The following is a 22,140-nucleotide window of genomic DNA, read 5'->3' on the forward strand; positions in this document are numbered from 1 at the left end:
ACACCAAAAATTCGGCGTACCTCCTGACCCCTATTGACTGAACGATCAACTTCCGACCAGTTTGGCGATGGTGGCGAAGTCGCCTTTCAACGATTGATACAGTCGCCGGAAAACTGGGTATGCTTGATTGTACACATCGACCGCTTGTGGTTCGCTGGGAACTCGGTTGACGACGCGGATTGTCGACCGGCACGCCTCTTCGATGCTGGAATACGCACCGGTTCCCGCAGCGGCGAGAAGTGCCACACCATAGGCGGGGCCTTCTTCCGCGTTGATCGAACAAACCTCTTGCCCGTAGATATCCGCCTGGAGTTGTCGCCAAAACTGGCTGCGGGCACCGCCACCAGAGACGCGGATTTCCGAAATCGGCACGCCGAGTTCTCTGATGATTTCCAAGCAATCCCGCATGGCGTATGTCGCACCTTCAATCACCGAGCGAGCCATGTGCGACTTGCCGTGCCGAAGCGAAAGACCGATCCAGCAAGCCCGTGCGTTGGCGTCACAGTGGGGCGTCCGTTCGCCGGTGAGATATGGCAGGAAAAACAACCCCTCGCTGCCACGTGGGGCTTGCTCGGCTTGGGCTGTGATCAGTGTGTAAGGGTCGACGCCCATCGCTTCTGCGGTCAGGCTTTCAGCTCCTCCGAGATGATTGCGATACCACTGCAGCGAACCGCCTGCACTCAGGATACAGCCCATGATATGCCATTTTCCCGGCACCGCATGGCAGAAGGTGTGAGCCCGTCCGGCGGGATCGATCTGCACTTCGTCACTGTGGGCAAAGACGACTCCGCTCGTGCCCATCGTTGCTGAAATCACACCGCTTTCGACGATTCCATTCCCGACCGCACCGGCAGCTTGGTCACCACCACCACCGACCACCGGCACACCGGACGGCAAACCTAATTGGTCGGCAACCGCTGCCGTCAGTTTTCCGCTGACTTCGATGGACTCGTAGACCGTTGGTAGCAGGGTTCGGTCGAGTTGTAACAATTCAAGCAACCGATCCGACCACTTCCGGTTTTTGACGTCGAGCAACAAGGTGCCGGAAGCGTCGCTGACTTCCGTTGCAAATTCCCCCGTCAGGCGGAAACGGATGTAGTCCTTCGGGAGCAAGACTTGTCGCGTACGCTCGAAGTTTTCGGGTTCATACTGTCGAAGCCATAGAATCTTCGGAGCGGTAAACCCTTCGAGAGCCGGGTTGGCGACGAGTTCAATCAGTTCTTTCCGCCCGCCTGCTGCAGATTCGATCTGCTGACATTGTTCGGTGGTGCGACCGTCGTTCCAGAGGATTGCGGGACGGATCACGTCATGATTGGCATCGAGAAACACGCTCCCGTGCATTTGCCCGGAGAGGCCGATCCCCTTGACCGATTCAGCCGCGATGTTGCCCTTCTTGAGAACCTCGCGAACGCTTTTGATTGTGGCTTGCCACCAGTCTTCGGGGTTCTGCTCCGACCAACCGGGTTTGGGATTGGAAAGCGGATAGACCGCAGTCGCTGAAGCCAGGATCGTTCCGTCGACGTGAATCGCGAGCGTTTTCGTGCCACTCGTGCCAATGTCAATGCCCAGGTAAACGCTCATCGATGTAGCTCCGTGTCTGTCGTGTGTTTAATGGTTTGATAAGCCGAGTCGGTTCGCGACGCAAGTACGTGGCGTGTTATTCACTCAAGCAACTTGTCGAAAGGAAGGCCAGCGACTCGGCCCATGTCATCGGTTCGGTGTTAGGTTCTTCGTCGATCGCCAGGACCGGATCAGATTGGCCCACGTCGAATCGCGTTCGTAATGTGTTGTCGATAAGTGGTTGCCGAGGTTCGGTCGAGACGTCGATCAGATGTACCAAGCTACGTCGGCTGTGCGACTCGGCTTGGCTGCGAAGTTCAGTTTCGTCCCGCTTCGAAAGTTGAACTGTTCCCGTGGCGATGGGTTCTCGCAGCAGCATGGAGAGTAAGTCGTATTCGTCGGTCAGCGGTGTTTTCGGTTTGGACTGGTCTTTGGATTCTGTGAGAAAGACGAACTCGAACAGCAACGCATCTTCGCCCAACCACTCCGTGAGGGTGTGGACCGCCGCAACCAAGACGCCGAGGACGTAGATGATCCGTTGAAACTTCTGCCCGGCATCTTTGGCGCGAATCGTGGACAGGTCCGGCGAGAGCACGAACAGAAAATGCCGACGTCGGCGGAAGAACTGGTTTTCGTCGCGGGAATAGTACAGCAACTCGTCGCGAAGGTATTTCACGTCGAACATATCGGGACGTGAGGATTCGTCGGCCGTGTTCGGCTCCATATATGCAAGCTGCGAGTGCAGCAAACTTTCGATGCTCCCGCGGTTGGAAATCGAAGAAAATCCGCCAACCGGATACAAGTCTTCGTCGGAAATCTTCGTGGCGATCGCTTGTCGACGCACTAACGGACGCGGCGGTTTGGACGGCAGCGACTCGCGAAGTTCGGCCGCCACACTAAGCGTTTGACGCAACGCGAACCGTTGGCCATAACCCGCCAGAGCAGTACCGTGCTCGAGTTCGAACACGTCTTCCACACCCAGGACTTCGCCAAGATTTCGCACGCCGGCAATCAGAGATCGGTAGAGTTCGACGATTTGCTCCTGCTCGCTCGACACGTCTTCGCTGAGCACCTCCGACGTTTGTCGCAGTACATCACCCGGCGTCCGACGTTGTAATTCCTTGATGACTGCCGGACTTAGTGAGACCCCGACAAACCCCGCCCGTCGTGTAATTTGACGCAGAATAAATGCCAGGCCTTTGGCCCGGTCCCGTGGGGCGGGAAATCTCGCCAGTCCATCCACACCGCGTTCGAACGAAGAATCTACGTAGAGTTTGCCGAGGACTTGGTCTTCGTATTGCCGCCACAAGGAAGACGGAAGCCACGAGTCCGCTGCGAGTCGTTTGTGCGAATGATCGTCCGTGAAAGTCGGGAAGGCGAGGTGCCCTAAGTCGCCGACGAAACCCGCCGGCGGCAACGGAGCACCTTCGACAGCCGCTTCAAGACACCACGACAGCACCGTCGAAATGGTCTCCTGCGAAAGCGGTCGCACGCTTTGCAGCGGCAAACTCAGCAGGAGAAACCGTTCCGCCGTTTGACTGTCGCGGATCTCGATCGAATGCCGACTCATTGGGCAGCTTTCGTGGTTGGATTCCACCACTGATTGAGTTGTCGGGTCAGTCTGGCGACCACTTTCTTCTGCTGATCGGCAAGGTTGTGTTGCTCGTGCGGATCAGCTTCGAGATCGAACAGTTCGACCTCGGCATCCGGTTCAAGTGCCTCGTTCGGCACAATCAACTTCCAACGGTCGGCAATTGTCCAACGATACATCAGACTGGCGGCCGGGTCCGTCATGTGACGGATATCATGTTCGAGGATCTCGCCAAAGATCGCCTTGCGATTCGCGACGGCATCGGCATCAAGGAGGTTGATGCCTTCCATTTCTTCTGTCTTTGGCAAGTCGAGAGCGGCCAGCAATGTGGGCACAATATCAATCGAGCTCACCGCGTGTTCACGATCCATCTTCGGGGCGACTTTTCCTGGCCAACGAATTGTGATCGGCGTGCGAAGTCCGCCGTCGTATTGAGACCGTTTGGAACGCTCGGCGTACGCGCTGCGGTCGGTGCGATTGATCCAGCCGTTATCGGTCACGTAAACGACGATGGTGTCTTCGGTCAGCCCGCGATCGTTGAGCATCCCCAGCAATTCCCCGCAAGTTTCGTCGAACCATTCGCACATCGCCCAGTATTTCGCGACCGGCAGGTGCGGCGTTTTGTCTTGGTACTTCTTGAGCAAACGTTCCGGCGGATTGTGGGGCGTGTGTGGCAGGAATGGTGCGTAATACACGAAGAACGGTTTGTCTTCTTTCTCCGTCATGTCGAGGAAATCAGCAATTGGTTGGAGTCCTTGGCGACCGATTGTCAGCCCTTTGTCGCCATGTCGACCGCCGCGTGTGCGATCGCCGTGCGTCATACCGTGAGTGAACCCGCCACGTGAGAAGTGCCCTTCCCACCATTTGCCGGATTGATGACTGAGATACCCCTGCTCCGCCAAAATCCCGGCGAGCGTCGGGTCGTCGTCGATGTGCTCGATGTACTTGATTCGCTGCTGTAGATAACGCGGGTCTTGGCGTTGTTTGCCCTTGGGAGCGTTTTTCAAGTCTTCCGGCGGCGGCGGATCATTCCCGACGATGCCATGCTGATGCGGATACAGGCCGGTCACGATTGTCGCTAGCGACGGTCGACACAAACTGTCTGGCACATACCCACGAGTGAATGTAAGCGACTCTTTCGCGAGCTTGTCGAGGTGCGGTGTTTCGATGTGTTCATGACCCATGAACCCGTAATCGCCCCAGGCTTGATCATCGGAAATGATCATCACCACATTCGGACGGTCTGCCGCAGAAAGTTGCATCGTCGAGGCAATGCCGACGAGAATCCCGCACAAGATTCGGAAGAGATGGAGTCGCTTCATAATTTCCCTCACGGAGGTCAGGCTATGCCTGACGCGAAGTGTATTGGAGCCGCAAAGCGTGTTGGAGTCACGAAGAATCGTCAGGCACTGCCTGACCTACTGAAACTTCCCGATCATACCGCTATACTTCACGCACGAAAACTCAGTGACGAAGGGGAAATGATGAACGAGAGCGAGTTAGGTTTTCTCAAGGCGTTGTTAAACACGCCGGGAACCTCAGGAGATGAAGCCCGCATTCAAAATGTTGTTCGCGAGTACGCAGGTGCGTTCACGAATGACATTTCGACCGACTGGCATGGCAACGTGACGGCGGCGGTCAACGCAGATGCTTCCATGCGAATCATGTTGGCCGGTCACTGCGACCAAATCGGGTTTTTGGTGCAGCACATCGACGACATGGGTTTCTTGCGACTCAGCCCCGTCGGTGGCTGGGACATGCAAATGCTGTTGGGTCAGAAACTTGTTGTGTGGAGTGACAATGGTCCGATCAACGGCGTCGTTGCCCGCAAAGCGATTCACTTGTTGACCGACGCCGAACGCAAAAAGGTCCCCGAGATTCAGCAACTTTGGATGGACATCGGCGTCCGTGATCAGAACGAAGCCCTGGAACTGGTGCGGATTGGTGACCCGGTCACGCTGGAGCTGGGTTTTCGAGAAATGCGGAATGGTTTCGCCTCGGCTGCGGCGATGGATGACCGCGTCGGTGTGTGGGTGGTGATGGATGCACTTCGGCAAGTCGCTGCGGAGAAGGCCAAAGCGGGCGTGTTTGCCGTTTCGACGGTCGCCGAGGAAATCGGTCTACGCGGTGCCCGGACAGCAGCGTTTCGAATCGATCCGCAAATCGGCATCGCGGTGGACGTGACCCACGCAACCGATTGCCCCGACATCGATCAAAACAAATTCGGCCTCGTCAAACTTGGGGCGGGACCAGTCGTGTTTCGCGGGCCGAACGTCAATCCGCATGTTTACGACCGTCTCGCCAAACTCGCGCGGGAAAACGACATTCCCTTCCAAACCACCGCGATCTCCCGAGCCGCGAGCAACGATGGCAACGCACTCCAGATCAACCGAGCGGGAGCTGCAACGGGAATCATCGGCATTCCAAACCGCTACATGCATAGCCCGGTGGAAGTCGTTTCGCTCGATGATATCAAGAACGCCTCGCGACTAATCGCGTTGTTCTGTCTTTCGATCGACGGCAATACCGACTTCACCCCCACCGCCAAATAAAACGACGATTTGCGTTCCCCGCGCTCACGCATCGACCGAACTCCATGAGGACTACAACGATGTCTTACCGATTTTGTCCGACTGCTGCGCTGTTATTGTTGTTGATGACACAACCGATCTTCGCCGACGATGCCAAACCGACCTGGCAAGCCGGTTTTGCGAAAGTGGTCATCACACCGGATGAACCGCAATGGCTGAACGGTTACGGTGGCCGAACCGAACCGGCTGACGGCAAGCTCCACGATTTGCACGCCCGAGCTGCTGCTTTTCGTGATTCGAATGACACCACGATTGTGATGGTGGCATTGGATGTGGTCAGCGTGTCTCCGGAAATGACGAACGGAATCAGTGCGGCGATCGAAAAATCCCACGATATACCACGAGCAAACATCATGTTTGCTTGCTCGCATACGCATTGCGGACCTGCGTTGGATGACCGGCTGAGTCACATGCTACGGATGGATGAATCCGACTGGGCACAAGTGCGGAAGTACCAAAAGATTCTAGACGGCAAGGTCACGAAGCTTATTGAGACTGCCATCGAAAACCTGGAACCAGCGGTTCTGAAATACGGCACCGGGCAATGCGGATTCGCGACGAATCGTCGTCCGCCGCTCGGTGAAGGTCCGGTCGATCACACCGTTCCTGTATTAGCAGCCTACGCTCCTGGCTCGAAAGAACCGTTAGGGATCATTTTCGGATACGCTTGTCATAACACAACGCTCGGTATTCAGCAGTGGAACGGCGACTACGCCGGGTTCGCGGCGATCGACTTGGAAGAACGGCATCCGGGGGCCGTGGCCCTGTTCTTCACTGGTTGCGGAGCCGATTCGAATCCGTTGCCCCGTCGGCAGATTGAACTCGCTCAGATGTACGGACGCATGTTGGCCCTCGGCGTGGAAGCCGTGTTGCCGTCGCTAACGGAACTCAAATCACCCGTGACGACAAGTTGGACCACGATCGATCTGCCCTTCGATTCCATTCCCACCGAAGAGGAACTGAAATCCACTGCGGAGAACGGGGATCACTATGAACAACAACGAGCAAAGTATTTGCTGAACGAAGCGAAGAAACTCGGGAAGATTCGCGATGACTACGCCTACCCGATTCAGGTCTGGAAATTCGCTGACGAACTGACCTGGGTCGCGCTCGGTGGGGAAGTCGTGGTGGATTACGCGATCCGCTTGAAAGCCACTCTCCCTGGTAAAACTGTCTGGGCGACCGGCTACGCGAATGACGTGATGGCGTACATCCCGTCCGAACGCGTGTTGATCGAAGGCGGTTATGAAGGCGAACGCTCGATGATCTACTACCAACAACCCTCCAAATGGAAAGCCGGTCTCGAAGACCGCATCGTCAACACCGCACTGAAACTCGCAAGTGAGTGATCGGGAAAAAACGGACTTGCTCGGGAATACGCTCTGAGGGCGGTTGCGTGACAAATATTGACATTATTCGTCACGCAATTTAGTCTTGGTTTGGTCGTTACGTGAATACAGGATGCTAAGCATGGGAAGTTCAATCAATCTCTCTTTGACGGATGAACTTCGCGCGTTTGTCGATGCGAATTCCGGCGACGGAACGTTGTACGCAACACCAAGTGAGTTCGTACGAGACCTCCTGCGGCAGCAAAAGAATCGTCAGGAAGCTGCCGCCGCTCGTGATGCGATTCTCGAGGGTTACCAAGACGCCATCCAAGGTCGCACTCACGAGTTCAAAGGGGATCTTCGTCGTCTGTTGAAGAAGGTCAAATAGTGGCCAAAAAGTCGAGGACCAAGCCGAGCCTGCATTTGACGGAACGGGCGATCCACGAATTGCAAGCATCGAGCGTTACTCGATTAAGCAATTCGGCCAACGCACCGCGAACCAGTATCTCGATAAACTGGAAGCAAGCATCAGCCGAATCTTGGCAGAGCCGGACGTGCTGCGTGAGGAGCCGGCCTTTCACGACAGTCTCAAATTTTATCGCGTCGCGAAGCACCTATTAGTCTGCGAAACGGGCATCGAAGGGCGAATCATCGTCATCGCGGTGATTCACGCTTCGATGGACATTCCCGCAAGGTTGGCGGAAATTGAGCCAAAACTCGCGTTGGAAGTTGAGTTCTTGCTTGCAGAATTGAAACGTTCGGAGCGACCGTGAGTTCGCGAACTCACGGTCTATAAGAATCCTACGTGGCGGTCTTCAAGAAGTTTTCCAGGCGATCCAAACCGGCTTCGAGGACGTCCATGCCGGTTGCAAAGGACAGCCGGACATAACCTGGGGCACCAAAGGCGTCTCCCGTGACGAGTGCGACATGGCCCTCGTTGAGCAACGCGGTGCAGAATTCGGAAGCATCATTGAAGGTATTTCCGCCCGCCGTCGTTTTGCCGAAGTATGACGAGACATTGAAGAACGCGTAAAACGCTCCGCCAGGTTCGGCGAATGTTAAACCGGGAATCGCTCGCAATCGGCCGAGCACATACTCCCGACGTTTTTCGAACTCTTGCCGCATGGTTTCCACGGACTCTTGCGGCCCATTCAACGCAGCGATGGCCGCGTACTGGCTGATGCTGCACGGGTTGGAAGTTTCTTGGCTTTGCAACTTCGCCATCGCGGCGGTGACGTCTTGCGGGGCGAGTGTCCAACCGATCCGCCAACCGGTCATTGCGTACGCTTTGCTGACTCCGCTAACGATGATCGTCCGGGCTTTCACGTCTTCGCCGAAACTGGCAAAACAGCGGAACTCCGAACCGGGGTAGATAAGTTTCTCGTAGATTTCATCGGACAACACCGGAATGTCTTTCTCGACGCAGATTCGCGCGAGCTGTTCGAGAGTTTCAACCGGATAAGCCGCTCCCGTGGGATTGCACGGGTTGTTGAGCATCAACAGTTTCGTCTTGGGGGTGATCGCGGCGGCGAACTGTTCGGCGGAAAGACAGAAACCGCTTTCTTCCGTCGTAGGCACGAGGACGGGGGTGGCGCCCGTGAGTTCGACCAATGCGCTGTAGCTCACCCAGTACGGTGTCGGGATGATGACTTCGTCACCCGGCCCGCACAACGCGGTGAGTACATTGTGGATGGAGTGTTTTGCTCCGTTGCTCACCGTGACCTGCTGCGGTGCATAACTAACGCCGTATTCCCGTTCGTAGGAATCTGCGATGGCCTTCTTCAATTCGACGATGCCGGTTGCGGCAGTGTAGTGTGTGTGCCCGGCATCCATCGCGTCTTTGGCAGCCTGACAGATGTGCTCCGGCGTGGTGAAATCCGGTTCGCCCAGCGTGAACTCGTAAACTTTCACGCCCGTACTTTTCAACTCTTTCGCCAAAGCCGCGGCGGCGATTGTGGCGGATGGTTGCAATTTTTGAACTAGGGCGGAGAGTTGCATGTCACGCGTTCCTTGAGGTCTCGTCACAAAATGGTCGTTCGGTGGTGATTGTTTCGCTCGTTGCGAATCTCGTCAAGCGAGTCGGACACGCAATCCGGTCAGTTCCAGACCGAATGCCCGCACGCTCGGCAACCATCGGATACTTCTGATATAATGAGGTTCGCTGATTCGCCAGATTTTCGAGGTCGATCCGGGAGGATTCATGTCTCCACGTTTATCCATATTCGCTTTTTCGCTTGCGTGGGTTTCGAGCCAAGGCATCGTACAGGCGGCGGACGGACCGGATTTCGCGACGAAAGTCCGCCCTGTGTTGGCTCGAAATTGTTTTTCGTGTCACGGTCCTGATGAAGAATCCCGCGAGGCGGATTTGCGTCTCGATACCCGTGAGGGAGCCACGACGGAGTTGCTCACGGGAGCGGTTGCCGTTGTGCCAGGCGATCCGAAGGCCAGCGAATTGGTCACACGGATCACCACCGAGGACGAATCGCTGCGAATGCCGCCAGCGGATTCGGGGCATGAATTGACCGCGAACGATGTGAAAATTCTGACGGAATGGATCGCAAGCGGAGCGAAATACGCGAAGCATTGGTCGTTCGTCAAACCGGTCCGTCCGAGACTTCCCAGCGTGAAGCACAACGAATGGCCCCGAAATGCGATTGATTTTTTTACGCTCGCGGTGATGGAAGAGCATGGGTTCACGCCCGAACCGGAAGCCGATCGGTATGCGATCCTTCGGCGGGTGAGTTTGGACCTGCGGGGATTGCCTCCAAGCCGGGCGGAAGTCGAGCAGTTCCTCAGCGACAACAAACCGGGAGCCTACAAACGGCTTGTCGATCGGTTTCTGAGTGATCCTGCGTTCGGGCAACGTTGGGCGGCATTGTGGTTGGACTTGGCTCGGTATGCCGACAGCGCGGGGTATGGGTCTGATCCGCTCCGCACGATTTGGCCATATCGAGATTGGACCATCAATGCATTTAATGCCAATCAACCGTTCGACGAGTTTACGATCGACCAGTTAGCCGGTGACTTGCAACCGAATGCGACACCCGCACAGATTGTGGCGACCGCGTTCCATCGCAACACGATGACCAACACCGAAGGCGGTACCGATGACGAGGAATTTCGCGTCGCTGCGGTGAAGGACCGTGTCGATACCACCTTGCAGGTTTGGATGGGTCTGACGATGGGGTGCGCGAAATGTCACAACCATAAGTACGACCCGATTGCCCAAGAGGAGTATTACGAAACCTACGCGATCTTCAATCAAACCGAGGACGCCGACCGCAGCAACGAAGCTCCCACGATGTCTGACCCGACCACCGCTATCTCGCATGTTCGGGCGGAATACCAAGCCCGGATCGATCGGTTGACAGCTCAACTGAAGATCACGACACCCGAGATCGCGGCAGCGCAGTCGAAATGGGAAGCCGAGACGCTCAAGTCACTCGGCGAATCCCCGGACAAAACCCATGCCCGGTTCGTGCGGATTGAGTTGCCGGGGAAATCGCGGATGCTTTCGCTTGCGGAAGTCCAAGTGTTCTCGGATGGGGAGAACATCGCGACGAGTGGATCAGCGACGCAGTCTTCGGTGGACTACGATGGCCCTGCGAAACTTGCGATCGATGGCAACACCAACGGCCACTACTTCGATGCGAAATCGACCACACACACGAAGATTGAGCACGATCCCTGGTGGGAAGTCGATTTGAATGGACTTGTTCCCGTTGACCGGGTCGTGGTGTGGAACCGCACGGACGGCAACGTTGGTTCTCGGCTGAGTGACTTTCACGTTGTGTTGCTCGATGAAAATCGGAAGCCCGTGTTCCGATCGAAAGCGTTAAAGCCACCTCAACCGGACCTCGCGGTGCAACCAACCGGCGGGGTTCAGCTTCCGGCTGATATCGAGGCAATTGTCAAAACACCCGCAGATAAGCGGTCGCCCACACAGGTCGAGAAACTCGCGAAATACTTTCGTGAGCTCACGCCGTTACTAAGTCCGTTGCGGAAGGAAATCGCGGCTCTCGAAAAACAAATGCCTGCGTTGCCGACCGTGCCAGTGCTTCGCGAATTGCCGACAGACAAACACCGCAAGACGTTCCTGATGCTCAAGGGAAACTTTCTTTCACCTGGGCCCGCAGTCGAACCAAGCGTGCCGGCAGAATTTGCATTTGGTCCTCAGCCGGATGGCGAGTGGAATCGGTTGGAACTTGCCCGTTGGTTAGTGCACCCGGACAACCCATTGACCGCCCGTGTGACCGCAAATCGGTTCTGGGCTCAATTCTTCGGACGCGGTTTGGTGGTGACGGAAGAAGACTTCGGAACGCAAGGCGAACTGCCCAGCCATCCGGAATTACTCGATTGGTTGGCGACGGAACTCGTCCGTACAGGCTGGGACATGAAAGCCTTCATGCGGACAATTGTGATGTCCGCGACTTATCGTCAGTCTTCTCGCATCACCGACGACAAACGCGAACGTGACCCGAGCAACCAATGGTATGCACGTGGTCCACGATTCCGGTTGAAAGCGGAAACAGTTCGCGATCAGGCGTTAGTGCTGAGTGGGTTGTTGGCTCGAAAAATCGGCGGACCGTCGGTGTTTCCCCCGCAACCCGAAGGGCTGTGGCGAGCAGCGTTTAACGGGCGTGATCGCAAGTGGGATACAAGCACCGGTCTGGACCGCTATCGGCGAGGGATTTACACGTTCTGGCGTCGCACGGTGCCCTACCCCGCGATGGCCACGTTCGATGCGCCAAGTCGCGAGATTTGCAACATCCGTCGCATTCGTACGAATACGCCGTTGCAAGCCTTCGTGACGATGAACGATCCAGCATATGTGGAGATGTCCCAAGCGCTTGGTCGCCGGATTTGGCGAAATGGTGACTCGGTCCGGGATCGCCTGAAATTTGGTCTAGAATTGTGCCTGGTGCGTCCGCCGACAAATCAGGAATTGCAGACGCTCGAAACGCTCTACACCGACACAATGGCGGCATACGAAACCCAACCAGAAGATGCTCAGAAATTGGCGACTGATCCACTTGGTCCACTTCCTGAAGGTTTGTCACCGCCGGAAGCGGCCGCCTGGACCGTTGTCGGCAACGTACTGCTGAATCTCGACTCGGTCATGATGAAAGACTGATGGTGTCGCAACGCCTTCTGAGTTGTAGGGTGTTTACTGTGGATTGTTAACTTGTGAGGTTGCTGGAAACACAAACTGTTAACAAGAAAGAAGTTGTGTGCCACTGCTAGCTTGCCTGGCAGTGCTAGTGACCAGCCATCGGGGAGTCGCTAAAAACACTGCTGGACGAGCCAGCAGTGCAGGAAATTGCAGCGATTTAGCGTCGTGGGCATGATTAGACATTCAAACATCGCTGGCCCATGCCCACCCCAAACGGTGGGCATGCCACCCAAGTGTTAACCGCGTTGAATGTTACGTAATATTGTCTTTAATACATGCAATTTCCTGCAGTGGCACCCGTTAATGCTGACAAAAGCGAATTAACGCCGACAAATACGAAATCGTACGAAACGTACCGCACTGTGTACGCGAAACTATGGTGCGTCACGACGCACCCTACTGAATGGGACTGGCTATGAATCCTGTTTCCGAATATTTGCAAGGCATCACGCGGCGGCATTTCCTGCGGGATTCGCAAGCCGGTTTGGGAGCGCTCGCGTTGGCGGGGTTGATGGGAAACTCGTCGATTGCGGCGGAATCGGCAACGCAAACGCCTCGACCGATGTTCGCCCCGAAAGCGAAGCACGTAATCTATCTGCACATGGCCGGTTCGCCGCCGCAGCACGACTTGTTCGACTTCAAACCAAAACTCGTCGAACACACGCTGCAGCCCTGCCCCGACGATTTGCTGGAAGTCCTCAAGAAGGAGCGTTTGCCGTTCATTGACTTAAACGCGCGACGGCCGAAGTTGCTCGGCATGCCCTACAAGTTCCAGCAACATGGCGAGAGCGGCCAATGGATGAGCGAATTGCTGCCCAATTTGTCCGAACATGCGGACGACCTGTGCGTGATTCGCTCGATGCACACCGATCAATTCAACCACGCCCCTGCACAGTTGCTGCTTTACACAGGATCGCCACGATTCGGCGGAGCGTCGCTGGGTTCTTGGGCCACTTACGGGTTGGGGTCAGAGAGTGAAAATCTACCGGCGTTCGTTGTCATGGTGACCGGCGGGACCGATCCGAGTGGCGGGAAAAGTTTATGGGGCAGCGGATTCTTGCCTTCGGTATATCAAGGCGTGCAGTGTCGGACGAAAGGCGACCCGATTCTGTATGTCTCCGACCCGGCGGGCATGAGTCGCAATATCCGTCGCAGAAGTTTGGACGCTTTAAGTCGGCTGAACGAATTGGAGCACCAACGGTCCGGCGATCCGGAAACGCAAACGCGAATCAGTCAATATGAACTCGCCTACCGCATGCAAATGGCAGTGCCCGAGGCGATGGATGTCTCCCAGGAACCAAAGCACATTCAAGAGGCGTATGGCATTGGCGGCGATGAAAGTTTTGCGAATACGTGTTTGCTGGCTCGGCGGTTGGTCGAACGGGGTGTGCGGTACGTGCAACTGTTCAACTGGGGTTGGGACACACACGGCACCGGCAAGGGGGATGACATCGTCAATCAGTTGCCGATGAAGTGTCAGCAGGTCGATAAACCGATTGCGGCGCTATTAGGCGACTTGAAACAACGCGGATTGCTCGACGAGACGTTAGTCATCTGGAGCGGCGAATTCGGTCGGACGGCCATGAACGAAGAACGTGGCGGTTCAAAGTTCCTCGGCCGGGATCATCACCCGCATTGCTTCACAATCTGGATGGCCGGCGGAGGTGTGAAACCCGGCCTCAGCTACGGTGCGACGGATGAACTCGGATACTTTGTCACCGAGAACAAAATGTCCGTCCCGGATCTACAAGCGACGATTCTGCACTTGTTGGGACTCGACCCGCACCGCTTCAGTGTGCCATTCCAGGGGCTCAACCAACGGCTTATCGGGCCAAGCAACGAACCTCGAATCCATCATGATTTGATCGGATAACGTCAGCTTGGATTCGTAACGGCTTGATACGGGGGGATCAAATCGGCCCGAGATCAGCGAGTTGTTCAGAAATCAAACCGTGAATTCGTCCAAAACCGGGTTTGAGTACGAAACAGCACATACACGAAGCCACTCAGTCCCGGTATAATCTCGGGAATCATTCCTGTCGAGCGGTTGGACTATGGCTGAAACCACCCCATCCAAAATTGTGCCCGCCCCGAATCTTGGCGTAGTGTCGTCTGACATGCTGCCACGTTCCGCTTTCGGTGCGTTTTGTCCGCAAGGCGGAATGGCATCGAATCCCAGTGCGAACTATCGGCGGGAGTGTCATGGTCTTTTGGCCAGACGGTTGCGTTTGGTGGCGTTGATTCTGGCGTGTGGAATGCTCGGATTCTTGATTCGAGCGATGTTCCTCGTCGACTTGAGTCAATCACAATCGTGGCTGATGCTGGCTCCCCAGGCTGGAGTCGCGGCGACTCTCTTCTTCACGAGTTGGATTCTCGGAACACGACATTCCGAGTGCGACAAGAAACTGTTCGTGGCCGAGGTCACGGTGTTCATGTTGCCCGCCGCCTATTTTCTCTGGAAAACGTACAACTATCTGTGCCAATGTGATCCGACGGTGGGCTTGCAGACCGCAGCTGCGGCGTTTCCCGCTGAGACGGCGATCCCCTGGATGGTTTTGATGCAGTTGTACGGCGTTTATATTCCTAACAGTACTCGTCGTTCCGCGATTGTTATCGGCGGGATGGCGTTGCTGGGGATTGTATCTGCCTTGGGCATCGGGCTTGCAAATCCTAAGGTTGGTGAGGTTCTGTTCCAGGAAGGCGGACTGTCGGCGATCATCTTGTGTCTTTCGATCGGTGCAGCGATCTCGTTTTACGGATCACTCCGCACCGGGAAACTTCGGCGAGATGCCTATGATGCCAGGCAGTTGGGAAGTTATCGAATTTTGCGGAAGCTTGGCTCAGGTGGCATGGGCGAGGTCTATCTGGCCGAGCATCATCTGCTCAAACGTCGATGTGCGTTGAAACTCATCCGCTCGGAGAAAGCCGGAAACCTCCAGGCACTCAAGCGGTTTGAAAGCGAAGTCAAAGCAACGGCCAAACTGTCGCACCCGAATACCGTTGAAATTTACGATTACGGACATACACAGGACGGCACGTTCTACTATGTGATGGAATATCTTCCTGGAATGGATTTGCAGGAGATCGTCGATCATTATGGACCGTTGCCCGCCAACCGTGCCGTGCATTTGGTTGGGCAGGTGGCCTCGGCGTTGGAGGAGGCACATAGCAAAGGGATTGTGCACCGCGATATCAAACCTGGAAATATCTTCGCGGCCGAACGTGGCGGTTTGTACGATTTGGCCAAGCTGCTCGACTTCGGTCTCGTGAAGAAAACAGAGATGCCTGCAGGATCCGAACGGCTGACGTTGGAAGGAGTCGTCGTGGGTTCTCCGTTGTTCGGTGCTCCAGAGATGACCAGTGATGGCGTGACCGATCAACGCAGCGATATTTACTCGCTCGGTGCCACGTTGTTTCATCTTCTGACCGGGCGACCGGTGTTCAACGGTACTAGCCCGATGCGAATCATTCTTTCACACATGCACGATGAACGTCCTCGCATGCGGGATAGTCATCCCGATATTCCCGAGGTGCTCGAATCGATTGTGCAAAGATGTATCGATCGCGATCCCGCCAAGCGTTTTCAATCGGTGCGGGAACTGCGGGTTGCCCTGATGAGTTGTGGACTGGGCGAGACTTGGACACAAGACCAGGCCGCCGATTGGTGGACACGCAACGGCCAGATTGACGACGACGATGCCGAGTCTCTTGCAGGGTCGACCGAGGATTCACCAGGTCGAGAACTCACACCCGAGCAAATGTTGGCAGCAACCATTGAAATGAAGTAGGCGAAATCGAAGTCCCGCACGAGTATCAAATGGGAAAGTTCGTGCGGGACTTTTTCGTGCCATGCTGCCAGTTCAAGCGGTCGTAGGTGACAATTCCCCGTCGCAATGCACAGTTCAAGCAGTAGCGCTCATCTTCCCGCTGAAAGAACACCTCCCCTGCAACCAACCGGTGAAAGTAATCTTCACCGGGGTTCTTTTGGTAGCAGTATTCCTTCTCCCAGTCTTGCTTGACACGGGCCTGCCAGTTTTCCGGCTCCAGAACATACAAGCGAATGTCCTGCTCTAATTCCGGATGCGGTTGCTCTGGTGTCATGTGGGACTCCTTGGGAATCTGCAGCGAATACAGTCCAGACTAACGCAGTTTACTTGGCATCGTAGTGGTTTCTCTCTCTCGTGGAGTTCGGAAAACCAATGCCTGTTCGCATCCTTTGTGGACATCAAAGACTGTCGAACGATCTACGTCGCGGCAGGAGCCTCGACTCCTAGCGAGTTCGCCAGATCGACAAGGGCTTGCCAGTTTCCGTCATCCAACGCGATACCGGTCTCTGTCCGCTCGGCCAACACACGACGCTCCGGATCGCCGGGAAGCGTGATCGTAGCGGACTCGTCGATCTTGGGAACGCTGCGAACGTACTCTTCGAGTTGCCGAACTTCCTGAGCCAAATGGCCCGCTTCACCGAACGTCTGCGGAGCGATCACAATAAAGAACGCACAGTTGCCGACCGGTGCCGGCGGTTTGGGATATGCACATTGTCCACCCGATAGCCCGCCGCAGAGCATCTCGATCATGAAGGCCAACCCAAAACCTTTGTAGGCTTGATCCCCACCCATTGGCAAGATGGTGCCCGGCGGATCACCATAAAGTTTGTTGGGGTCGCAGGTCGGTTGGCCCTCGGGATCGAGAAGCCATCCAGGTGGGCATTCCGCTCCGCCGATACGCTTCACTCGGACTTTGCCTTCCGCAGTGGCACTGGTGCCGAAATCGAGCACAAACGGTCCGCCCTCGCCGCCCGGAACGCCGATGCACAATGGATTCGTGCCAAGCCGCGGACGTTTCCCTCCGACAGGTGCGACGCGTTGAGCGGCTCCATGGGTGTTCGCACATACGATTGCAATCATTCCTTCTTCGGCGGCCATCTCGGCATATTCACCAAGCCGACCGATATGAGCCGATTGCCGTAATGTTCCACATGCAATCCCAGTCTCGCGAGCCTTTTCGATCAAGCGTTTTGTCAGTTCTTGAGAAAGAACCTGTCCGAAGCCCCAGTTTCCATCGCAAACAATTGCACTGGCGGCTTCATGAACGACATCCAGCTGTGCACCCGCTTTGATGCCTCCGCTCTGAACGCGTTCGATATACGACGGAAGCCGCATAACACCGTGGGAATCATGGCCTCGCAAATTTGCTTGGACCAAACTGTCAGCGACGATGGCAGCTTCTTGAGATTCAGCCCCGCCGGCCTCTAAAAGGGACTCAGAAAACTGGCGAAGTGTTTCAGCGGAAAATATCGGCATGTGTTGACCTGATTCAGGGAACGTCAATCGTGTGTCAGTCGGTTGAATATACCGGAATTCTCCGCGGAAGTTGAGTGACTGCAATAACCCGCAGAACGTGGTCGGCGTTCGGTATCCACCTAGACCGGTTATAGCAATCTTGGCGTTTGCGGTTGGCTTGAATTTGAGCCCTTGGCATTTCCCTTTGGGGGCTGTTCAGTGGACCGGTTTCACCGAAGATGCGGGTTGTTCGCCTCAATAGGGCGCAAAGACGCCGAAGCTACGGCCTTTTCAGGGCCACCTTTGCGGGTTGTGGGAGTGATTCAACGACTGCTGAATACACCGCCGGTCAGTAGGTTTCCAAAACCCGGATTGCCAACGCGACGATATCCCTCGGCGTCGCATTGGAATTGCTGCCGAATCGTCACGCGACGACAGTGCCTTTCGGCGGCGGATCTGGAATTCAGTTTCCTGAACGGGATGACTCTATGTGTGAAACGCTCGACGAAGTGCGAACTCTCGACAACTTACGGGCATACATTCATCACATTCTCTGCCAGAAGGAAAACCTACTCGCCGACCAATTTCGCATGAGTGAAATGCAACTCATGCGACGCGGACGCGTGTGCGGTTTGCAATTCTCTCTTCAAGGTCCCCGAAGCGTACGTCTGGGGGCGATTTGGGCGTCGGACCACAACATCATTTACTTCTACGACGCCAAGGGCGAACGCTACCGGAAAGAACGTGTGCGAAGTCGGCTGTTTCTCGACGACACCCAACTTGCCGGTGCTGCATAACGACCATTTCTCAGCCTGCCGTTGCCAATCTCGTGATCACGAACGGGTCTTGATCGACAACTTAGACAAGTTTCCAAAAATCATGGGCTTAGATGCTTGAATACTACCGCTCAATTGATTAAAAGATAGATAAGTGAATTCACTTTTTCTGGACGGATTCGCTTTGGCATCAATTTTGCCATATTCATGGCTTCTAATCTTTAAGTTGCATTTTCCCAAAAATTTGACATTTTTGTGATGATTTCAGTGGCAGGTCGCCTGTTTTTTAGGCAACTCGTTTGACGAGGGCCCAAACAAATGCAGCAACTTTTTCAAGAGAGCAATATGCACCAGATGATGAATCGGCGTCGTTGGTTAGTCCTCGCTAGCGTCGTGTGTCTAACGTGGTCATCAGGTTGCGGAGGTTCCGGCGACGATATTAACCGTCAAGCAATTTCCGGGACTGCGGAGTTTGAAGGCAAGCCGCTCGATAAGGCTTCGATCTCATTTGAACCTGCCGGTGAAGGTGCCACCATTTTCGGGGGAGCCACAATTACTGAAGGTGAGTTCACAATTCCTGCCGAACGTGGGTTACCGCCCGGCAAGTATCGTGTTCGAATTTCCAGTGCAAGCGAGACCGGCGAAACCGTTGAAGCACCCGGGGAATCCAGCCAATTAGCGGTGGAACGAATTCCCGCCGAGTGGAACGCGAACAGCGAACAGTACATTCAAGTCGAAGACGGTGGCGACAACAAGTTCGACTTCAAAATTCCGTAGCAGATCTTTCAGTGACGTTCGTCACCGATTTTTTTTGTCCCCAGTAGAATGGAATGCGTTTGACATGACAACAAGACGATTGAAATCTAGCCGTGGCTTTACCTTGATCGAATTGCTCGTCGTGATCGCGATTATTGCGATCCTAATTGCCCTGCTTCTACCAGCGGTTCAACAGGCCCGTGAAGCCGCCCGACGAACGCAGTGCAAGAACAACTTAAAACAGATTGGGTTGGGACTGCACAACTATCACGACACATACCTGAAGTTCCCAGCCGGTCGTTGGGGATGTTGCTACGGGACTTGGCAAGTCTCCTTGCTACCGTTCATCGAGCAAGGAAACATGTATGATCTTTGGATTTGGGATTACCCGAACGTGCGATATTCCCATTCTCCAAATACCACAAACGTGACACACAACCGGATTGCTGCACTCACCTGCCCGAGTGACCAAGTCAACTCACCAATCGGAAGCATTACGTCACACAACTACGCTGCTAACTACGGAAACACGGGCTACGCTCAACAATCGACCTTGAACGGTGTTGCTTTCCGAGGTGCCCCGTTCGGCGATTTTAGCAAAGGTTTCTTCGGAATGAGCGATATCCTCGACGGTACTTCCAGCACTCTCCTGGTTGCTGAAGTGCTTCAAGGGAAAGGCTCTGACTTGCGGGGCTTCACTTGGTGGGGCGATGCGTCCAGCATGACAACCTACTTGGGGCCGAACTCCACGATTCCCGATAGAATCTACACATCGGGATACTGCAACAATCAGCCTAACATCAACTTGCCCTGTGCAGTCTCGACCAGCACAGAGCCAACCATGTTCGCCTCCCGGAGCCGACACCCAGGTGGTGTGCAAATCGTGTTGTGTGACGGGTCGGCACGTTTCATCTCCGAGAATATCAATATCGACACCTGGCGTGCCTACGGAACCACGAGTGGTAGTGAAGTGATTAGCGAGTAGTCGCGTTATCGCAGATGTTCAGCAGCATTCAATCGTAGGAAGTGTCGATAGAACGCTTCCTACGATTTTTTCTTGCGCGACATAGCTCTCCGCAAACGGTTCCACCACCGGTTTTCGATGCTGGCTTCCGTGGGCTTCTCGTGGATGAAGCGAAGGAGATCAGTCGCAAATTCGCCGGCCGATTGATACCGCTCTTCCGCGTTTTTCGCAATCGCTTTGTGAATGACGGCCCCCAACGGTTTCGGGAGATTCGGCTGAATCTTCACAACGGGAACCGGCAAGTCTTCAAGAATCGCTGTTGCCAATGCCACTCGGTCTTTGTGCGTGAAGATCGGTTGGCGGCTTGCCAACTCGTATAATGTCGCCCCGAGGGAATAAACATCGCTGCGGTGATCGAACGGCTCATTCCGTAAGCGTTCGGGAGCCATGTAACGCAGCGTTCCGGCGGCGGGTTCGTTGGTTTCGAATTCTTCCGTCCAATGTCCGCCGATGCCAAAGTCGGCCACGAACAGTTGCCCGCTCGCGTCCAACATGAGATTGCTCGGCTTGATATCGTTATGCAACACCCCCTGTTGATGGGCATACTGCAACGCCTGGGCTGCTTGCACGATCAGCTTCGCAAAACCCGTCCACGACGTCTGCGACAATCGCCGACCTGATCGAAACGGAGACGGTTCCGCCGCCACGGATTTCGTTGGTGATTCCGTTTGCCGACCGAGACGGTGAATCTCTTCGGCGTAGACCACTGCCGATTCGTGTTCGAGTCGATCGATGATCCAGCGGAGATCGACACCCTCCACCAGTTGCATGACGTAGAACATGTAACCATCGGACTCGGCATAATCGAAGACCGGCACGATGTTCCGATTACGGAGCCCGGCGATCGTCTCGGCTTCCTGGCGAAATCGCTCGCTCCAACGCGGCATGGAATTCGCAAATCGCCATGGAAGCAATTTGAGCGCCACATGCCGTTTGGAACCGTCTTCGCGAGCCTCGTACACGACGCCCATTCCACCGCGTCCCAACTCTCGCAGAATTTCGTAGCGTCCCAACCGGCCGGGAGAATATTCCTCCGGCAACAAACGTTTCAGACACTCCGATTCTTTGCGAATCTTCCAGCCTTCGAGTGTGGCCACCATCGGGAGGATTTCGCGAATCTGCTTTTCGAGATGCGGATGTGCCCGTACGTATTCCTCGATCGAGGGTACATCCCCGGCTCGTGCACGTTCGGAGAATTCGCTGGCGATCATTTCGAGCGAATCGCGACCGAAATTCGCATCGGTCGGTATGGAGGTGGGGAATCCATCCAGTTCGGCTTCGTCGAACTCCGCAGGCTCGCTCATTTGAATTCGTTGCCCATCTCTGGGAGCGCTTCCAGAATGACTTTCAGTCGGCCAAGTGCCCGAATATATCGTGCACTGGCGGCTTGTTCCGACATTCCCAAAACGAGTGCTGTCTCGCGATTACTGAGTTCCTCGAAGTGCCGAAGCGCGAGAACTTCACGGTCGATATCGCTGAGTGTTTGTAAGGCGGCATCGAGTTGTTTCGCTCGTTCCGCCCGCAACGCGGCATTGCTCGGCGAAGAAAATGAACCAAGCAAGTGAAACGCGAGAGCCGACGACGTGGAATCCGCACCCCAGCCGCCATGAATCGAGACTTCTCGGGAAGCACTGCGTTTATCGGCGCCCAGGTGCCGACGGTGAAGTTCGATCATCGTTTGGCTGACGATCATCCGGAACCAAATGAAACACGATCGTGATGCGTCTCGCAAGAAATGGTCGATCCGATCGACGGCTTTCATCCAAGCGTCTTGAAGAACATCGTCGGCATCAACTCGGCCTTGCAAACGGGGATGCAATCGAAAATGCACCATTCGCCACAATCGGGGACGGTACATCGAAAACAATTCCGCAAGGGCCGCGGTGTCGCCACGGATGACTCGGTTGATCAAACCCGTTTCCGCTTCGGTCGGAACCGGTCCCGCGGATTCCGATTTTTTTTGAGGAGGGTTTGCAGACGCGTCAGACATGAATTTCGCCTATCGTTGGTTTGGTTCAGTTTAACGCGTATTTCCTGGACCTGAAAAGTGTTATCTACA

The 22,140-nt window shown here is 55.2% G+C and carries 18 protein-coding genes; 10 read left to right on the forward strand and 8 right to left on the reverse strand.

All coding sequences use genetic code 11. The annotated features are described in order from the left end of the window. Positions 1–45: 45 nt before the first annotated feature. The 3 genes from xylB to AC5DDB_RS09420 all read right to left on the reverse strand — a co-directional run bounded on the left by xylB (position 46) and on the right by AC5DDB_RS09420 (position 4,473). Entirely contained in the window at positions 46–1,581 is a 1,536-nt protein-coding gene (xylB, locus tag AC5DDB_RS09410; protein WP_491739461.1) for a xylulokinase, read from the reverse strand. Between the two features lie 76 nt (positions 1,582–1,657). After that, positions 1,658–3,130 carry a hypothetical protein gene (locus tag AC5DDB_RS09415; RefSeq protein WP_491739462.1) on the reverse strand — a complete coding sequence of 491 codons (1,473 nt, stop codon included), beginning with the start codon at positions 3,128–3,130 and terminating at the stop codon, positions 1,658–1,660. Then, positions 3,127–4,473 carry a sulfatase family protein gene (locus tag AC5DDB_RS09420; protein ID WP_491739463.1) on the reverse strand — a complete coding sequence of 449 codons (1,347 nt, stop codon included), beginning with the start codon at positions 4,471–4,473 and terminating at the stop codon, positions 3,127–3,129. The genes AC5DDB_RS09415 and AC5DDB_RS09420 overlap by 4 nt, the downstream gene beginning before the upstream one ends. Positions 4,474–4,497: 24 nt before the next feature. On the opposite strand from AC5DDB_RS09420, the gene AC5DDB_RS09425 reads away from it, so the two are divergent. From AC5DDB_RS09425 to AC5DDB_RS09440, 4 genes are all read left to right on the forward strand, one after another. After that, positions 4,498–5,703, forward strand: coding sequence for a M42 family metallopeptidase (locus tag AC5DDB_RS09425; protein ID WP_491739464.1), 1,206 nt, complete (start codon positions 4,498–4,500; stop codon positions 5,701–5,703). Between the two features lie 59 nt (positions 5,704–5,762). Then, positions 5,763–7,091, forward strand: coding sequence for a neutral/alkaline non-lysosomal ceramidase N-terminal domain-containing protein (locus AC5DDB_RS09430; protein WP_491739465.1), 1,329 nt, complete (start codon positions 5,763–5,765; stop codon positions 7,089–7,091). Between the two features lie 121 nt (positions 7,092–7,212). Beyond that, a complete protein-coding gene (locus tag AC5DDB_RS09435; protein WP_491739466.1) occupies positions 7,213–7,458 on the forward strand; it encodes a ribbon-helix-helix domain-containing protein in 246 nt (81 codons plus the stop codon). 67 nt (positions 7,459–7,525) lie between these two features. Continuing rightward, positions 7,526–7,843 (forward strand): type II toxin-antitoxin system RelE/ParE family toxin, encoded by a 318-nt coding sequence (locus tag AC5DDB_RS09440; protein WP_491739704.1) that lies wholly within the window; start codon positions 7,526–7,528, stop codon positions 7,841–7,843. A gap of 28 nt (positions 7,844–7,871) precedes the next feature. On the opposite strand, the gene AC5DDB_RS09445 is transcribed toward AC5DDB_RS09440, so the two are convergent. Next, positions 7,872–9,068 carry a pyridoxal phosphate-dependent aminotransferase gene (locus tag AC5DDB_RS09445; RefSeq protein WP_491739467.1) on the reverse strand — a complete coding sequence of 399 codons (1,197 nt, stop codon included), beginning with the start codon at positions 9,066–9,068 and terminating at the stop codon, positions 7,872–7,874. Positions 9,069–9,270: 202 nt separating this feature from the next. Here AC5DDB_RS09445 and AC5DDB_RS09450 point away from each other — a divergent pair, with 202 nt between their 5' ends. From AC5DDB_RS09450 to AC5DDB_RS09460, 3 genes are all read left to right on the forward strand, one after another. Then, the gene (locus AC5DDB_RS09450) at positions 9,271–12,204 is read left to right on the forward strand and encodes a DUF1553 domain-containing protein (protein WP_491739468.1); all 2,934 of its coding nucleotides are present in this window, start codon (positions 9,271–9,273) and stop codon (positions 12,202–12,204) included. 454 nt (positions 12,205–12,658) lie between these two features. Further along, on the forward strand, positions 12,659–14,116 hold the full coding sequence (locus AC5DDB_RS09455) for a DUF1501 domain-containing protein (RefSeq protein ID WP_491739469.1): 1,458 nt from the start codon (positions 12,659–12,661) through the stop codon (positions 14,114–14,116). A 181-nt stretch (positions 14,117–14,297) separates the two neighbouring features. Further along, positions 14,298–16,031, forward strand: a complete 1,734-nt coding sequence (locus tag AC5DDB_RS09460; protein ID WP_491739470.1) for a serine/threonine protein kinase — start codon at positions 14,298–14,300, stop codon at positions 16,029–16,031. Positions 16,032–16,056: 25 nt separating this feature from the next. On the opposite strand, the gene AC5DDB_RS09465 is transcribed toward AC5DDB_RS09460, so the two are convergent. Together AC5DDB_RS09465 and AC5DDB_RS09470 are read right to left on the reverse strand one after the other, a co-directional pair. Continuing rightward, entirely contained in the window at positions 16,057–16,344 is a 288-nt protein-coding gene (locus AC5DDB_RS09465) for a hypothetical protein (RefSeq protein ID WP_491739471.1), read from the reverse strand. Between the two features lie 143 nt (positions 16,345–16,487). After that, positions 16,488–17,546 carry an Ldh family oxidoreductase gene (locus AC5DDB_RS09470; RefSeq protein ID WP_491739472.1) on the reverse strand — a complete coding sequence of 353 codons (1,059 nt, stop codon included), beginning with the start codon at positions 17,544–17,546 and terminating at the stop codon, positions 16,488–16,490. Positions 17,547–18,013: 467 nt separating this feature from the next. Here AC5DDB_RS09470 and AC5DDB_RS09475 point away from each other — a divergent pair, with 467 nt between their 5' ends. The 3 genes from AC5DDB_RS09475 (at position 18,014) to AC5DDB_RS09485 (ending at position 20,042) form a co-directional block, all read left to right on the forward strand. Next, positions 18,014–18,322 carry a hypothetical protein gene (locus AC5DDB_RS09475; protein ID WP_491739473.1) on the forward strand — a complete coding sequence of 103 codons (309 nt, stop codon included), beginning with the start codon at positions 18,014–18,016 and terminating at the stop codon, positions 18,320–18,322. A 297-nt stretch (positions 18,323–18,619) separates the two neighbouring features. Continuing rightward, positions 18,620–19,078, forward strand: coding sequence for a carboxypeptidase-like regulatory domain-containing protein (locus tag AC5DDB_RS09480; RefSeq protein WP_491739474.1), 459 nt, complete (start codon positions 18,620–18,622; stop codon positions 19,076–19,078). Between the two features lie 64 nt (positions 19,079–19,142). Continuing rightward, a complete protein-coding gene (locus AC5DDB_RS09485; RefSeq protein ID WP_491739475.1) occupies positions 19,143–20,042 on the forward strand; it encodes a DUF1559 domain-containing protein in 900 nt (299 codons plus the stop codon). Between the two features lie 59 nt (positions 20,043–20,101). On the opposite strand, the gene AC5DDB_RS09490 is transcribed toward AC5DDB_RS09485, so the two are convergent. Further along, positions 20,102–21,385, reverse strand: a complete 1,284-nt coding sequence (locus tag AC5DDB_RS09490; RefSeq protein ID WP_491739476.1) for a serine/threonine protein kinase — start codon at positions 21,383–21,385, stop codon at positions 20,102–20,104. Continuing rightward, entirely contained in the window at positions 21,382–22,071 is a 690-nt protein-coding gene (locus tag AC5DDB_RS09495) for a sigma-70 family RNA polymerase sigma factor (RefSeq protein WP_491739477.1), read from the reverse strand. The genes AC5DDB_RS09490 and AC5DDB_RS09495 overlap by 4 nt, the downstream gene beginning before the upstream one ends. Positions 22,072–22,140: the final 69 nt, after the last annotated feature.

The organism is Thalassoroseus sp. (assembly GCF_984380535.1).

Excerpts from the sequence above, each read along its gene's own strand:
- AC5DDB_RS09495 (WP_491739477.1), bottom strand. The coding sequence starts at position 22,071 with ATGTCTGACGCGTCTGCAAACCCTCCTCAAAAAAAATCGGAATCCGCG.
- AC5DDB_RS09420 (WP_491739463.1), bottom strand. The coding sequence starts at position 4,473 with ATGAAGCGACTCCATCTCTTCCGAATCTTGTGCGGGATTCTCGTCGGC.
- AC5DDB_RS09435 (WP_491739466.1), top strand. The coding sequence starts at position 7,213 with ATGGGAAGTTCAATCAATCTCTCTTTGACGGATGAACTTCGCGCGTTT.
- AC5DDB_RS09425 (WP_491739464.1), top strand. The coding sequence starts at position 4,498 with ATGCCTGACGCGAAGTGTATTGGAGCCGCAAAGCGTGTTGGAGTCACG.
- AC5DDB_RS09485 (WP_491739475.1), top strand. The coding sequence starts at position 19,143 with ATGACAACAAGACGATTGAAATCTAGCCGTGGCTTTACCTTGATCGAA.
- AC5DDB_RS09450 (WP_491739468.1), top strand. The coding sequence starts at position 9,271 with ATGTCTCCACGTTTATCCATATTCGCTTTTTCGCTTGCGTGGGTTTCG.
- AC5DDB_RS09475 (WP_491739473.1), top strand. The coding sequence starts at position 18,014 with ATGTGTGAAACGCTCGACGAAGTGCGAACTCTCGACAACTTACGGGCA.
- AC5DDB_RS09470 (WP_491739472.1), bottom strand. The coding sequence starts at position 17,546 with ATGCCGATATTTTCCGCTGAAACACTTCGCCAGTTTTCTGAGTCCCTT.
- AC5DDB_RS09480 (WP_491739474.1), top strand. The coding sequence starts at position 18,620 with ATGCAGCAACTTTTTCAAGAGAGCAATATGCACCAGATGATGAATCGG.
- AC5DDB_RS09445 (WP_491739467.1), bottom strand. The coding sequence starts at position 9,068 with ATGCAACTCTCCGCCCTAGTTCAAAAATTGCAACCATCCGCCACAATC.
- AC5DDB_RS09415 (WP_491739462.1), bottom strand. The coding sequence starts at position 3,130 with ATGAGTCGGCATTCGATCGAGATCCGCGACAGTCAAACGGCGGAACGG.
- AC5DDB_RS09465 (WP_491739471.1), bottom strand. The coding sequence starts at position 16,344 with ATGACACCAGAGCAACCGCATCCGGAATTAGAGCAGGACATTCGCTTG.
- AC5DDB_RS09490 (WP_491739476.1), bottom strand. The coding sequence starts at position 21,385 with ATGAGCGAGCCTGCGGAGTTCGACGAAGCCGAACTGGATGGATTCCCC.
- xylB (WP_491739461.1), bottom strand. The coding sequence starts at position 1,581 with ATGAGCGTTTACCTGGGCATTGACATTGGCACGAGTGGCACGAAAACG.
- AC5DDB_RS09430 (WP_491739465.1), top strand. The coding sequence starts at position 5,763 with ATGTCTTACCGATTTTGTCCGACTGCTGCGCTGTTATTGTTGTTGATG.
- AC5DDB_RS09460 (WP_491739470.1), top strand. The coding sequence starts at position 14,298 with ATGGCTGAAACCACCCCATCCAAAATTGTGCCCGCCCCGAATCTTGGC.
- AC5DDB_RS09455 (WP_491739469.1), top strand. The coding sequence starts at position 12,659 with ATGAATCCTGTTTCCGAATATTTGCAAGGCATCACGCGGCGGCATTTC.